The sequence below is a fragment of the Rhizomicrobium sp. genome (genome assembly GCF_056722145.1).
Window position 1 is genome coordinate 18,553 of record NZ_JBWZET010000040.1, and the last position, 13,314, is coordinate 31,866.

The following is a 13,314-nucleotide window of genomic DNA, read 5'->3' on the forward strand; positions in this document are numbered from 1 at the left end:
CCATATCACAGCCCCAACTGCGGATCGCTTGACACGTGCCAAGTCTCCCGCCCGACAGCACCCCAAATCACTTGGAATCGTACAGGAATATCTGCGACATGCGCTATGGACAAATTGCGCTTGTGGATTATTCGTGAATGACTTTGTGTTTCAAATACTTGAGCGCATGGTATTGCCATCTCAGTACCCCAGAAGCGAAAGAATGAATCGCAGTTTCGCTACTCCGTTCAGGAAATCTCGCTTGTCTTTGTCGATCAGCTTACCTGTCGATAAGTGAGCCGCTTGCCTTCGGCGCCCGCCAAGATTTTCTCAGCGCGCATCGTGTCGTTGATGCCCAGCTTGGCGCGGTTGGAATACCGGAAATCGAATTCTGCGAGGTAACGCTTAAGGTGTTGTTCGGAAACATGTTGATACGTACCGACCATGCCGCGCTCAAACACCGAAAAGAAGCCTTCGACCGTGTTCGTGGTCACGTCACCGCGGGCGTACTCTTTGCGGCCGTGATTGACCTTCTCGCGCTTGGTTTTAACGCGGCTGTACATCGGGCTTTCGTCGGTGTGCAAACGGGTGCCTTCCACCACGTTTTCATTGACCAGCGTGCCGATGGTGATCGCGTCGGGGCCTTCTGGCAGGTGGTAGGAGCGGGCGCGGCCACCGCGCTCCACAAGGCTTACCACCGTGCATTTGTGGCCAGCGCCGCCCGTCTTCTTCACGGTGCCACGCTTCTTGCCGGTATAGAGTTCGTCGGCCTCTACGACCCTTCCCTCGCCACCTAACGGCCCCATGTCAGAAGCGGCGGGCGCCATAGCTTCACGGATGCGATGGGACATGAACCACGCGCTCTTGTAGGTGATCCCGAGCATCCGGTGCAGTTGATGGGCGGAAATACCCTTCTTGCTGGACGCCATCAACTCAAGGCCCAACAGCCACTTGTGCAGTGGGATGTGAGAGCGTTCGAACACTGTGCCAGTACGCACCGTGAACTTGCCACGACAGGAATTGCACAGCCACATACCAGCCTGAGTTTTTCCACCCATCCTGGACGACTGTCCTACAACTCCACATATCGGGCAGGTTGTCGCATCTGGCCAGCGACCCTTTTCCATATGGGCGATAGCGGCGGCTTCGTCGGTGAAGATGGGATTGGTCAGGTCACACATGGTCTTAGCTCCGTATGCTCCTGAATATAGGCCGCTTTCCTGCTAAGTCAAGTATATAATCGCCACCACAAGAATACATCCGACGTGTAACCGTTCAGTTTATTTTTGCCGCTATCCACCACCCGGAAACAAAATTTCTTTGGCCGTAAGGCATGGCAAGGGTTGCAAGATTCGTCCTTAGTTACCATTCCAAGTTGTTTCACTATCCCCATCGCCCAAACATGTAGGATAATGTTCCTCGCGCGGCTGCGTCGCGGCTTTGTAGGGGGATGGACATGAACGCATGGGGACCGGTGCGGCAAGCGCCGACGAGGGCCGGCCAGCAGGCTTTGCTGGCGCAGATTACCGTGGCGCAGACGACCGGCGTCGCGCTTCGCCAGCTGTGCGATGTGTTGCGCGGCGACGGCAAAGCCGCCTTCGCCCGCCAGACGGCGATGTATCTCTGCCGGCTGGTGTACGGCATGTCGCTCAGCGATATCGCCAGCGGCTTCGGGCGCGACCGCACCACGGCGGCGCACGCGATCCGGCGGATCGAAGAGGCGCGCGAGGATCCCGAGATCGATCGCCGTCTGGCGTTTCTCGAAGCGGCGCTGAGGCGGGCGGGAGGGTTTCATGACTGATCCCTCGCTGTCGCAGGCCATGCGCCGGATTCTTCACCGTCTGCAGCACGGCGCCAGCATGGGCCGGGCCGGTAGCGCCTTTCTGATGGCGGGGCGGCGCGGACCCAAGGCGCGGGTGGCGGCCGATCTCGTCGCCGTCCTGCTGAGCGAAAAGCTGGTCGCCGAAACCCCGGACGGCATCGTCCTGACGGCGCAGGGCGAACGCTGGCTGAAGGGCGGCGCCGCGGCGCAGCAGGAGCTTGAAACCCGGCTGATCAAGGATGAGGCGGGGCGTGAATGCTACGTCGTGGTCAACACCGCCGAGTCACCGCTGGCGGTGCTCAGCCGGCGCGGCCTCATCGGCGTGGTGGCGGCCGAAGCGGGCGAGAAGCTGCGCCGCGACTACACCATCGGCCAGCTGACGCCGCGCATGGGCGTCGATTATTCGGCGCCGGTCGGCAGTCATGCCTTCCGTCCCGACCTTGCCGACACCGTCATCGCCGCGCGTCAGCGTTTCAACCTCGCCATGCGCGCCGCCGGGCCGGGACTTGCCGACGTGCTGTTCGATGTCTGCTGCTATCTCATGAGCCTGGAGGACTGCGAGCAGGCGCATGGCTGGCCCCGCGGCAGCGCCCGCGTCGTGCTCGGCCTCGCGCTCGAGCGGCTGGCGTCGCACTACGGCATGACGGCACCGAAGTCGGCACGGACGCGATCGTGGCGGCGCGAAGACTGAGACCAACACCCCGCTCTTCCTCCGGGGGGGAAGGAAGAGCGGGGCCGTGGGCTAGTATGACGATTGCGTGCGCGAGAGGCTTGGGGGGGTACTCGCTTTCAGCATCGTCTTGGCTCTCTCCAGACGCTCGCGAACCGCCTGGCGGTAGCCGGTTGCGAGATCAAGACCGGCGGCGCATTGCGCGTGCTCTGCACAGGGGGGGACCTTGAGCAACTGCGCTGCGATTTCGACGATCTTCGGAGGGGCCACGCTTGGAGCGCCGGGATGGCCATATCCGACGTCCGGCTCCTGCGGGATAAGGACCGCTACCACGGTTATCCAAAATGCAGCGCGGAGGATCATCGGAACAGCACCATCGCCAAACGCACGAGCGAGTATGGGGATGGGATTTTGCCGCGCCTCTAAGCGATTTCGTAAACTTTGATACGACCTGGTTAATTTGGCCGCTTCCGCAATGCAGGAAAAACAAGCACTTGCCGAATTCGCTCTGTCTCGATTCAAGAAAGTCTCAAATACGGGACGAGGTTTAGAAACCGTTGAGTCGAATTTGAGACAAATGGGATGGGAGAGGAGTAGTGAGTAGTGAGTGCCGAACATGCCGTGCCGGAGCCCACTACTCACTACTACCTGTCCTCCACAATCACCATCGGGCCCAGCTCCACGGCCCCGTCGCGGCGGTTTTCGGCGGGCCACCACAGGCTGGAGACGGCGCCGTCGAAATAGAGCGCGTTCTGGCACTTCAGTCCGTCGCGAAAGAAGCGGGCGAAGCGGCCGAACGACACCGGGTCTTCGCTGATCACGAACCAGGCGCGGTGGGCATCGATGAGGCCGACGCCGTTGCGGATATTGCGCGACGGGCCTTCCGGCGAAATCCCGGGATGAATGGCGCCGTCGATCACCAGCATCGGTCCCGATTGGGTCGCCCAGCGCAGCGCCGGCGCGGCGGCGAGATAGTCTTCGGTGGTTTGCAGAACCAGCGAACCGTCGCGTGCCTGTCCGAACACGCCGTTGGGCTTCATGTGGAAATTGCCGCCGCCGTCACGGGTGTTGGCGCGGCGGCGCATCACGCCGTCTTCGATATAGAGCCCGATCGGCCGGCCGTCGGTGCCGAACATGCCGGCGTTCATGGCGAAGCGGACTTTGCGGGTGTTGCGCCCGAGCGCCCAGGCGGCGAACGAGCGATAGGGCTGGCCACGCCGGTCGCTATCGACGATCGCCATCGTCATGTCGTGGCTGTCGTAGCCGCAGATGATGAAGGTGTTGGTCTCGAACACGCGCGTCTGGCAGGGGTTGGCCAGGGCCGCAGGGCCGAACAATAGAAACGCCAGTGCAATCGCGCGCAGACGTCTTCTTCCTATTGTCATCGCCCGCGACTGCGGGCGACCCAGGTTGGGTTGCTCCGCCTTGGCCGTTGAGATCGAGCGTTTCTTAAAGCGGTCGCGCTTGTACGACTTGGATGGCCCGCAGTTGCGGGCCATGACATGTTCCATTTTAGCCCCCGGATGAAACGGCGGCGAGTCTACAAGCTTTTTGCCGGCAGCACGACGGTGGCGATGAAGCCTTCGCCAAGGGCGCTGGCGAGGCTGAGATTGCCGCCGTGCAGTTCGCAGTACGCCTTCACCAGCGTCAATCCCAGGCCGGCGCCGGCGGGGTGATCGGTGGTGCCGCGCCCGCCCTGCTCGAACGGCTCGAGAATGCGCGGCAGGTCTTCCGCTGGCACGCCCGGCCCGTTGTCGGTGACGGTGATGTGGATGCAATCGCCGACCGCTTCGGCATCGAGCCGCACCTGGCCGCCCGTCTGGGTGAAGGCGATGGCGTTCTCGATCAGATTGCCGAGCATGGCGTTGTAGACGGTCTCGTCGGCGTCGATCACAAGTCCCGGCGCGCCGTTCATCACCACGATTTCGATCTCTTTGTCCGCGGCGGTGCCGTCGAAGCGGTCTTTCAGGTGCCACAGCGACAGGCCGGCATCGAGCGGCAGGCGGTTCAGCTCATAGCGCCCGGCCGAAATCTTGGTCAGGTCCATGATCTGGTTGAGCATCCTGAGCAGATTGTTGCCGCCGGTGTGGATCAGGCCGGCATATTCGCGGATCTGCTCGGGACCGGCCGAGTCGGCGAGCATGCCCAACAGGTCCGAGAAACCGATGATGGCGTTCAGCGGCGTCTTGAGCTCGTGGCTCATGGTGCGAAGGAACGTCTTCTTGGTGCTGTCGGCCGAGGCCGCGGTCTGGTCGAGCTTGGTGGCGAGATCGGCGAGGTAATTGGCCTGGGCGTGGGTCTTGGCTTCGGTCGCAGCCAGCACGCGTTTGGTATCGGCGAGCGTGCGCGACTGCTCGGCCAGGGCTTTCTCGGCGCGCGCATGTTCGGTGACGTCGGTGAAAACCACGATGCGTCCGCCATCCGAGGCGGCGCGGTCGCGCATCAGATAGGCGGTGCCGTCGGCCAGTTCCACCGTCATGGCGCCGGCGGGAACGCGGTGCAGCTCGTGGCGCTTTTCGATCCAGCCCGCGCGTTCGCCGGGCGCGATGGTGTGCTGGGCGATGCGCTCGACGATGTCGTTGAAGCCGTAACCTTTCAGCGCGTCGGGATCGGTGGTGCCGTTGAGGGCGGCGTATTCCTCGTTGCACAGGGTCAGGCGGTCGTAGCGGTCGTAGAAGGCGAAGGCGTCGGCGCTGAGCGCAATGGCGGCGCGCAGGCGATCGAAATTGTGGCGCGCCTGGGTGACGTCGGCCCACAGGATGATCCAGCCGCCGTTCGGGGTCTTGCGGGTTTTGACTTCGATGATGCGGCCGTCGCTGAGCGGCAGGTCGCGCGGGGCGTAATCGCCGTGGAACAGGCTGGCGCGGCGGCTGGCGACGAGTTCATCGAGACTGGCGCGGGCCGGCCCTTCGGCGATGTCGCCGCCGGTTGCTTCGAGACGGATCAGCTCTTCATAGCGCCGCCCGACCAGGGCCTCGCGCGACGGCAGCGAGCGGAACATGTAGCCGAAATGCTCGTTGGCGAAGATCAGCCGTTCATCGGCGTCGAACACGGTGATGGCAACACGCAAGCAGTGCAGCGCCTCCATGACGGAGGGTGCTACGACGTCGTCGAGACGGACCGGAATGCCCCGGTCGGCCCGCTGGAACGAGGCGTTCATCGATGAAAGGCCGCCATGCAATAATGCCGGGAGAAACTTTCACCCGTCGCGCTTGCGGATTCCTTTCCCGATTGGCGCCCAAGCCCCGAATCACGCCACCATCGTTAATGGAAGGTAAATGGATGGATTCACAAAGCTTGTGAATTAACGAACGATTCTGCGCCGCGTTCAGACCTTGTTAAACAGAAGCAGGCGACGATCCCTGATGCGCGAATCTTTCTGTGGCCTGGGGTGATGGATATTCACAGAAAAAAGTCCTCCCGCACCACCGTCTTGCGGCGCCAGTTCATGGCGGTGCAAACGGTCAAGGCGGGGCTCGGTGCCGTCCTGTGTGGCGGCTACATCGCTGTCCTGGGACGGCCCGGACCGCTTGAGATGGTGGCGATGGCCGGTCTGGTCGCGCCGCTGATCCTGACGATTTTGGCGGCCGTCAAAATCCGCCTCGCTATCCTCGAAGAAGTGTCGCTGATCCTGTTCGCGGCGCTGATCGGTTATCTTACCGCGCTGACCGGCGGCATCCATTCGCCCTTGCTGGTGTGGTTCGCGCTGGTTCCCGCAGAAGCCGCGCTCGCCGGAGGACGTCCGGCCGTGCTGCGCGCCGCCGCCGCTGCGATTTTTGCGCTTGCCGTCGTCGTGCTGCTGGGGGCGCTGGCGCTGCTGCCGGCCTCGCGCCTCGCCCCGCCGGCGTGGCCGCTTTATGCCGTCAGCATCCTCGTCGCCGTGATGCAGGGCGCGCTGTTGGCCGCCGCGGCGCAAGATCGTCAGCATGCGGCCGATGCCGCCGCCGCCGAAGGCGCCGCGATGTACCGTTTCCTCGCCGACAACGCGATGGATCTGATCACCCGCCATTCCTCCGACGGGCGCATCGCTTATGCCAGTCCGTCGGCGCTGCCGCTGCTCGGCGTCGCTCCCGAAAGCCTGATCGGCCTGGCGCCGTCGGCGCTGTGCCATCCCGACGATCTGAAGGCGATGCAGACCGCATTCATGGATGCGGCCTATTTCGGCCGTCCAGCCGCGGCCGAGGTGCGGCTGAAGAAGGCGGGCGGCGCCCATGTCTGGGCCGAAATCCGCTGCCGCCCGGTGCCCCATGCCGACGGCTCGGGCGCCGACATCGTGGCGGTGACGCGCGATATCTCCGAGCGCAAGGCCTATGAGCGCCAGCTGATCGAGGCGCGCGATCTTTCCGAAGAGGCCAACCGCGCCAAGTCGCGCTTCCTCGCCAACATGAGCCACGAGCTGCGCACGCCGTTGAACGCCATCATCGGCTTCTCGGAAGTGATGATGCAGGAGATGTTCGGCCGCCTCGGTTCACCCAAATACGTCGAATATTCCGGCCTGGTGCACGAAAGCGGCAATCACCTGTTGGAACTCATCAACGGCATTCTCGACATGTCGAAGATCGAGGCCGGCAAGTTCGAGCTGTCGGAAGAGGTGTTCGATTTTTCCGCCGTCGCCGAGGCATCGGTGCGGTTCGTGAAGCTGTTGGCGGAGCGCTCCGGCGTGGCGCTGAAGACGAGTGTGTCGCCCCGTGCCGCCACGATTTTCGCCGACAAGCGGGCGGTGAAGCAGATTCTGGTCAACCTCCTGTCCAACGGCGTCAAGTTCACGCCCAAGGGCGGCGAGGTCACCGTGTTCGCCGGGCTCGACGCCAAGGGCATCGAGATCGCGGTCACCGACACCGGCGTCGGCATTCCGGAAAAGGACCTTCTGCGCCTCGGCCAGCCGTTCGAGCAGGTCGAAGGCGAACATGTGCGCAAGAAGGAAGGCACCGGCCTCGGCCTGTCGCTGGTGAAGGCGCTGGCGGCGATGCATGGCGGCGAGGCGACGATCGAATCCACCCTCGGCGTCGGCACCACCGTGCGCGTGCGCCTGCCTTATGCGGCCGTGGGCGAAAACGGCGAACGCGTGAAGCCAGAACCGAGCAATATCGTCCCCTTCCGCGCGGCGTGAACGCACCCGAGGTTGTCATCCCCGGCGAGCCCGCGCCGCCCGCGCAATGCACGACTGTCATCCCCGGCGAGCCCGCGCCGCACGCGCAATGCACGACTGTCATCCCCGGCGAGCCCGCGCCGCACGATGTCGGTGAGAAGGAATGGTCTTCAAGGCGCGGGCGATGACCGGGGACCCAGGTGGCGGCACCTGTTGCGCTGCGCGAAAGTTCGCGCGACTCATTTTTGGAGAATGTGTCCGCATCCCTACCTGGGTCCCCGGTCTTCGCCCGGCTTCGCTGCTGCGCCGCTACGATGGGCTTGCCGGGGATGACAATCTCGTCAACGCACACCCGACGCGATCAGCCCAATTGTCATCCCCGGCGAGCCCGCGCCGCACGCGCAATGCACGACTGTCATCCCCGGCGAGCCAGTGCCGCACGCGCAATGCACGCCTGTCATCCCCGGCGAGCCCGCGCCGCACGATGTCGGTGAGAAGGAATGGTCTTCAAGGCGCGGGCGATGACCGGGGACCCAGGTGGCGGCATCTGTTGCGCCGCGCGAAAGTTCGCACGACTTATTTTTGGAGAATGAGTCCGCATCCCTACCGGGGTCCCCGGGCTTCGCCTGGCAGCCGTTGCAGCGCCTCGGCGACTTTGCGGTCGGCAACCGCGCCGAATTGCGCGCCGGACTTAGCACAACGCGGCGCCACTGCCGTCATTAACCCTGAAACCGGCCGTTTTGCGGGTTCCTACCAGCCGAGCGCGGTATCCCATTGGGAAAACGCGCTGCCGCACCTATATTGTTGACGGTGTACAGTGGGGGTGGCGCGTCATGCCGTGGCAGGCGTTGGAGATGGTCGTCGCAGGCGCAGTCCTGATCGGACTACTTGTCGTGGTGGTATTTGCGGTTCTGGTCAGCCGGGCGCCGCTGAGGGCCGTTGCCCGCCGCCTGGCCAAGCTGAAGCCGGTGGCGGCGCCCGATCAGGGTTTTGACGCCACGCCTGATTTCAACACCCGGCTGGGGGCGAGCGCGTTTGCCTCGTTCTCCCGCCTGTTCCGCGCCGAGAGCCTCGTTGAGGCCGCGCTCGATGGCGTCGACGCCGGCTTCGATCGCAGCGACGGGCGCAGCGAAGGGCCATGGGACTATAAGAACAACGAGGAGAAGAACCTCAAGCGCGGCGGTATCCTGTTCCGCTGGATCAACGTCAAGCCGTCCTACATGCCCGACATCGCGCTCTTGAACGACGAACTGGCCGAGATCTATCACAAGGCCGCCAGCCGCTTCTTCTCCGGGCAGGTCGCCATTTCGGCCGACATCTCCAGCCTCTACGAAGACGTCGAAGGCGCCACCATCATCCGCATGTTCCGGGTGCGCGACCGCCGCGGCTTCTACCTGCTCAACGAGATGCGCCGCACCATCAACGACAATGTCCGCAAGCTCACCTTCCTCTATGTCGCCATCGTGCTGATGGTGCTGGCGGCGGCGTGGTTCCTGGTGCCGGTGTTCGGCGCCGCCCCCGAGGCCAAAGGCGTCCTCGGCTTTGTCACCGCCCAGCTCCACGCCGGGATGTGGGGGCTCGCGCTCTGCCTCGGCGGCATTTTCCTGATGTGGCTGACCTATTTCATGGAGTATGTGCCGAACCAGCGGAGCAATGCGCGCGAGATGCGCAGCTTCCTTTCCCGCTACATGTCGCGCCTCTCCGACCGCTATCGCGACAGCCTCGCCAACGCCCGCGCCGTCACGGTGGGCGACGAAACCGACAGCGCCAAGCTCTCGGCCAAGGCGCAGAAGTGGCACAAGATCGTGTTGTGGATGAGCTTCCGCGCCTTCTTCATCGAAAGCTTCGTGCGCAACGTGCTGTATCAGATCGGCCGCAATTGCGGCTATTACGTCGTCCTCGTGCCGCTGGTGCTGACCGGCACGACGCTGTTCCTGGGGCTTTTGGGGGTCGCGCTGTTTCGCATCGACGTCTTGCCGCTGATCGGCGGGCCGGGGCTGTTCTTCTATGTCGGGTTCGCGCTGCTGGTGCTGGTGGCGGTGATCTTCCTCAGCCGCGCCATGCGCCCGATCGACGAGATGAACCAGGCCGACTGGCTCGGCTTCGACGATTTCGACATCGACCGCGGCATGGACCAGGTGGTCGGCAAATACGCCGAAGACGTGGGCTATTGGAAAGGCCGGCTCGATCGGTAGGGGGAGAGTGAATAGTGAGTAGTGAGTAGTGCGTGTTAAGGCGCTCGGCTCCCTGCTCACTATTCGCTACTCACTACTCACTTTTTCCTGCTACACCGCGCCCATGCAACCACGCCTCAAACCCGGTTTCTTTGTTCGTGCCCTGATCCGCCGTGCCGAAGTGGCGGGGGCGCAGGGCTTTGTCGTCCGCAAAGGCTCGGAAGAGGCCGGTGCGGTGCTGGTGAAGATCGCCCGGCTCGATGGCACCTGCACGGTGCTGTCGCAGGCGGTGGCGGGCGACGGGGAGCGCGTCTGGGCCCGTCCGCTCGGGGAGGCCTGCGACGAGCCCAAGGCCGCGGCCTATTTCGAAAAGCAGCTGCGGTTTGATCCCGATCTGTGGATTGTGGAAATCGAAGACCGCGCCGGCCGCGCCTTCGTCGACGAGAAAATCGTGTGATCAGTCATTGCCGGCTGAGCAGGCGCATTCAGATCAACGAAAGACCCAGATAAAACGCGCCGACCACCGCCGACGAAATGCCCATCGCCTTGACGGCGATCCGTTCGGCCGGGCTCCAGTCCTGCCAGTCGTGGCGCATGTCGCGTTCGAACGCGTGCCAGGAGATTTTCAATGCGGTAGTGGTATTTTTCATCGTTATCGTCCCATCAACCAACGCGGGACAGGATCGGGTTTGCCCCCGGTTCCGGCAATTCGCGAAGCTGCCTAGGCACAACACCGGATTTCCCAGCGCCACCGCCGCTTATGCCGCGCCGCGACCGCTGTCCGCGCCTAGGCATTTGCCGCAAAACCTGCGCGGCGGCACGACGAGATGACAACCGGGGCCCGGTCTGCTAACTCCCCCACGCCATGACCACGCACTCCGAACAAGCCCATTTGACGCCGCTTGCTGCGCAAGCCGGTCGCCGCCGCACCTTCGCGATCATTTCGCACCCGGACGCCGGCAAGACGACGTTGACCGAACACCTCTTGCTGCTCGGCGGCGCCATTCACGAAGCCGGCCGGGTCAAGGCGCGCGGCGAGGCCCGGCGGGCGCGCTCGGACTGGATGAAGATCGAGCAGGAACGCGGCATTTCGGTCACCAGCGCGGTGATGACGTTCGAATACGACGGCGCCATCTTCAATCTCCTCGATACCCCCGGCCACGAGGACTTTTCCGAGGACACCTACCGCACGCTGACCGCCGCCGATTCCGCCGTGATGGTGATCGACGCGGCAAAGGGCATCGAAAGTCAGACCCGCAAGCTGTTCGAAGTCTGCCGCCTGCGCGACATCCCGATCATGACCTTCATCAACAAGATGGACCGCGAAGCGCGCGATGCCTTCGAGCTGGTGGACGAGATCGCCGATCAGCTTCAGCTCGATGTCGCGCCGATGTCGTGGCCGGTCGGGCAGGGGCTCAATTTCCGCGGCGTCTATGATCTCTATACGGAAGAGTTTTCGGTCTACGAGGGTGGCCGCATCGGCGGCCATCATGTCGAGGCCCATCTGTCGGTCGCGGAAAAAATCCAGCTGATGGAGGAGGTCGATCTCGTTACCGCGGGTCTCAGCCGTTTCGATGAAACTGAATACCGCGCCGGCCGGCTGTCGCCGATCTTCTTCGGCTCGGCCTTGAAGAATTTCGCGGTGCAGGACCTGCTCGGCCATCTCGCCAAATATGCGCCGGCGCCGCGCAGCCAGGCCGCCAAGGACCGCATCGTCGAGCCCGCCGATGACGACGTGTCCGGCTTCGTGTTCAAGGTCCAGGCCAACATGGACCCCAACCATCGCGACCGCGTCGCCTTCGTGCGGCTGGCCTCGGGCGAGTTCAAGCGCGGCATGAAGCTGACGCAGTCGGGCACCGGCAAGCAGATCGGCATCTACAATCCCATCCTGTTCTTCGCCCAGGCGCGCGAGACCGTGGATGTGGCTTATCCCGGCGACATCATCGGCATCCCCAATCACGGCGTCCTCAGGGTCGGCGATACGCTGTCGGAATCGGGCAAGATCGTCTTCACCGGCATTCCCAACTTCGCTCCGGAAATCCTTAAGCGGGTGAAGCTGTTCGATCCGCTGAAGCAGAAGCACCTCGCGCGCGCGTTGACCTCGCTCGCCGAAGAGGGCGTGACCCAGGTGTTCAAGCCGACCATCGGCAGCCAATGGATCGTCGGCGTCGTCGGGCCGCTGCAGCTCGACGTGCTGAAATCGCGGTTGAAGGCCGAATACAGCCTGGATGCCGATCTCGAAGCGTCGCCCTACGATGCCGCCCGCTGGATTTCCGGCGCGCCCGCCGACGTGGAAAAATTCATCGACGGCAACAAGGGCGGCATGGCGGCCGACCGCGACGGCGCGCCGGTGTTTTTGGCCAAGAGCCAATGGGAGCTCGGCTACGTCGCCGACAAATTCCCCAAGATCAAATTCGCCAAAACCCGCGAACGCGCCGACGTCCACGCCGAAGCGTGATGCCCGCTAAGGACGAGTCGTGGCCGCTGCCGGCGGTGTCGTCACCGGCGCCGTCGTCACTGTTTGGGCGGTGCCCAGCTGGGTCGTCTGCAATTTGTCCTGGCTGTCGGCGGCATTGTTGCCGCTGTCGGCGTCCATGGAAACCAGGGCATCGGTCCACGATCCGGCGCGATTGTAGGCATACAGATCGATCGCCGCTTCGGCCATGGTGCGGTAGGTGTTGTTCTTGAGGCTGGTGAGAATGATATTGGCCTGGGTGGCGCGGTCCTTGCGCATCTGCAGCAGGATCAGCTGCACCGAATTCTTGTAGAGGATGTCTTCGTCGATCTTGGTCTTCAACCCGCCGACGCCGGCGGCGACGGCGCTGAGGATCTGGTTGGCATTGCCGGGCGTCAGCGCCCCGGCGGTGTTGAGGCCGAGGGTGACGGTGTCGAAGCCCATTGAGCCGTAGGCCACCGTGCCGTGCAGCGCATCGGCGTAATGCGCCCAGCGGATATCGATCAACAGCTTCATGGCGAAGGTGCAGGCGCGGATTTTCGCTTGGCCGCTGTCGGTCGCATTGGTCCAGCTGTTGGCGCCGTCGGCCGCGCTTTGGCCTTTGCAGGCATCGGGCAGATCGTTTGCGTCGTGCAGCAGGAAGGCTTGGTCGTCGATCTTCGGCTGCCCGTCATAGACGGACTCGGCCTGACGTTGCCAATAGGTGCCGCAGCCGCTGCAAAGCAGTGCGACCGCCGCCGTGACGATGACCAATTTTGCCATTTGCGATGACCCCCTTCAGACGCACAAATTTTAGTTGCATGATTTCTCTAATGCAACCTGAGGGATTGGCGGCACCTCAGCGGGCGCCCCATTATCAACAGAGTCGTTGGGACAAATTTGCGAGTGAGGCTTATTCCGCCGCCTGGATGCGGTCGGGGGCGGTGTCGGCAGCGGCTTTGCGCCAGGCGGCGACGAGGAGCGCCGCAGCTTTTGGCGCCACGGTGTCGAACACGGCGAGCGGCACGCCGTCGGGCCCCCGCAGCAGCGCGATGGCCGAGAAGGTGGCGCGGCTGAGGCCAAGCCCGCGGCACAGCACCGCCAGCGCCTCGCCCGACGCGTCGCCGAGCACGGTGATGATGAGGC

The 13,314-nt window shown here is 63.7% G+C and carries 11 protein-coding genes and 1 pseudogene; 6 read left to right on the forward strand and 6 right to left on the reverse strand.

Annotated features, from left to right (window positions below; translation table 11 throughout):
- Positions 1 to 254 precede the first annotated feature (254 nt).
- Entirely contained in the window at positions 255 to 1,160 is a 906-nt protein-coding gene (locus tag AC1P6P_RS02440) for an IS1595 family transposase (RefSeq protein WP_481400844.1), read from the reverse strand.
- A gap of 275 nt (positions 1,161 to 1,435) precedes the next feature.
- Here AC1P6P_RS02440 and AC1P6P_RS02445 point away from each other — a divergent pair, with 275 nt between their 5' ends.
- Both AC1P6P_RS02445 and AC1P6P_RS02450 read left to right on the forward strand, forming a co-directional pair.
- The gene (locus AC1P6P_RS02445; RefSeq protein ID WP_481400845.1) at positions 1,436 to 1,780 is read left to right on the forward strand and encodes a helix-turn-helix domain-containing protein; all 345 of its coding nucleotides are present in this window, start codon (positions 1,436 to 1,438) and stop codon (positions 1,778 to 1,780) included.
- Positions 1,773 to 2,492, forward strand: coding sequence for a DUF6456 domain-containing protein (locus AC1P6P_RS02450; protein WP_481400846.1), 720 nt, complete (start codon positions 1,773 to 1,775; stop codon positions 2,490 to 2,492). The genes AC1P6P_RS02445 and AC1P6P_RS02450 overlap by 8 nt, the downstream gene beginning before the upstream one ends.
- Before the next feature lie 623 nt (positions 2,493 to 3,115).
- Here AC1P6P_RS02450 and AC1P6P_RS02455 read toward each other — a convergent pair.
- Both AC1P6P_RS02455 and AC1P6P_RS02460 read right to left on the reverse strand, forming a co-directional pair.
- Positions 3,116 to 3,982: a phosphodiester glycosidase family protein gene (locus tag AC1P6P_RS02455; protein ID WP_481400847.1), complete on the reverse strand. Its 867-nt coding sequence runs from the start codon at positions 3,980 to 3,982 to the stop codon at positions 3,116 to 3,118.
- Positions 3,983 to 4,011: 29 nt separating this feature from the next.
- Entirely contained in the window at positions 4,012 to 5,631 is a 1,620-nt protein-coding gene (locus AC1P6P_RS02460; RefSeq protein ID WP_481400848.1) for a sensor histidine kinase, read from the reverse strand.
- A 234-nt stretch (positions 5,632 to 5,865) separates the two neighbouring features.
- Between AC1P6P_RS02460 and AC1P6P_RS02465 the strand changes: the two genes are divergently transcribed.
- The 3 genes from AC1P6P_RS02465 (at position 5,866) to AC1P6P_RS02475 (ending at position 10,191) form a co-directional block, all read left to right on the forward strand.
- The gene (locus AC1P6P_RS02465; protein WP_481400849.1) at positions 5,866 to 7,581 is read left to right on the forward strand and encodes a sensor histidine kinase; all 1,716 of its coding nucleotides are present in this window, start codon (positions 5,866 to 5,868) and stop codon (positions 7,579 to 7,581) included.
- 833 nt (positions 7,582 to 8,414) lie between these two features.
- Positions 8,415 to 9,755, forward strand: coding sequence for a hypothetical protein (locus AC1P6P_RS02470; RefSeq protein WP_481400850.1), 1,341 nt, complete (start codon positions 8,415 to 8,417; stop codon positions 9,753 to 9,755).
- 103 nt (positions 9,756 to 9,858) lie between these two features.
- Positions 9,859 to 10,191, forward strand: coding sequence for a DUF1491 family protein (locus tag AC1P6P_RS02475; RefSeq protein ID WP_481400851.1), 333 nt, complete (start codon positions 9,859 to 9,861; stop codon positions 10,189 to 10,191).
- A gap of 28 nt (positions 10,192 to 10,219) precedes the next feature.
- On the opposite strand, the gene AC1P6P_RS02480 is transcribed toward AC1P6P_RS02475, so the two are convergent.
- Positions 10,220 to 10,384 carry a hypothetical protein gene (locus tag AC1P6P_RS02480; protein WP_481400852.1) on the reverse strand — a complete coding sequence of 55 codons (165 nt, stop codon included), beginning with the start codon at positions 10,382 to 10,384 and terminating at the stop codon, positions 10,220 to 10,222.
- 215 nt (positions 10,385 to 10,599) lie between these two features.
- On the opposite strand from AC1P6P_RS02480, the gene AC1P6P_RS02485 reads away from it, so the two are divergent.
- The gene (locus tag AC1P6P_RS02485) at positions 10,600 to 12,192 is read left to right on the forward strand and encodes a peptide chain release factor 3 (protein WP_481400853.1); all 1,593 of its coding nucleotides are present in this window, start codon (positions 10,600 to 10,602) and stop codon (positions 12,190 to 12,192) included.
- A 6-nt stretch (positions 12,193 to 12,198) separates the two neighbouring features.
- On the opposite strand, the gene AC1P6P_RS02490 is transcribed toward AC1P6P_RS02485, so the two are convergent.
- Positions 12,199 to 12,951 (reverse strand): hypothetical protein, encoded by a 753-nt coding sequence (locus AC1P6P_RS02490; protein WP_481400854.1) that lies wholly within the window; start codon positions 12,949 to 12,951, stop codon positions 12,199 to 12,201.
- A gap of 130 nt (positions 12,952 to 13,081) precedes the next feature.
- Positions 13,082 to 13,314: pseudogene (locus AC1P6P_RS02495) on the reverse strand (hypothetical protein); the annotation flags it as partial.

Coding starts and splice junctions, on each gene's coding strand:
- AC1P6P_RS02440 (WP_481400844.1), bottom strand. CDS start 1,160: ATGTGTGACCTGACCAATCCCATCTTCACCGACGAAGCCGCCGCTATC.
- AC1P6P_RS02475 (WP_481400851.1), top strand. CDS start 9,859: ATGCAACCACGCCTCAAACCCGGTTTCTTTGTTCGTGCCCTGATCCGC.
- AC1P6P_RS02450 (WP_481400846.1), top strand. CDS start 1,773: ATGACTGATCCCTCGCTGTCGCAGGCCATGCGCCGGATTCTTCACCGT.
- AC1P6P_RS02465 (WP_481400849.1), top strand. CDS start 5,866: ATGGATATTCACAGAAAAAAGTCCTCCCGCACCACCGTCTTGCGGCGC.
- AC1P6P_RS02460 (WP_481400848.1), bottom strand. CDS start 5,631: ATGAACGCCTCGTTCCAGCGGGCCGACCGGGGCATTCCGGTCCGTCTC.
- AC1P6P_RS02445 (WP_481400845.1), top strand. CDS start 1,436: ATGAACGCATGGGGACCGGTGCGGCAAGCGCCGACGAGGGCCGGCCAG.
- AC1P6P_RS02480 (WP_481400852.1), bottom strand. CDS start 10,384: ATGAAAAATACCACTACCGCATTGAAAATCTCCTGGCACGCGTTCGAA.
- AC1P6P_RS02485 (WP_481400853.1), top strand. CDS start 10,600: ATGACCACGCACTCCGAACAAGCCCATTTGACGCCGCTTGCTGCGCAA.
- AC1P6P_RS02455 (WP_481400847.1), bottom strand. CDS start 3,982: ATGGAACATGTCATGGCCCGCAACTGCGGGCCATCCAAGTCGTACAAG.
- AC1P6P_RS02470 (WP_481400850.1), top strand. CDS start 8,415: ATGGTCGTCGCAGGCGCAGTCCTGATCGGACTACTTGTCGTGGTGGTA.
- AC1P6P_RS02490 (WP_481400854.1), bottom strand. CDS start 12,951: ATGGCAAAATTGGTCATCGTCACGGCGGCGGTCGCACTGCTTTGCAGC.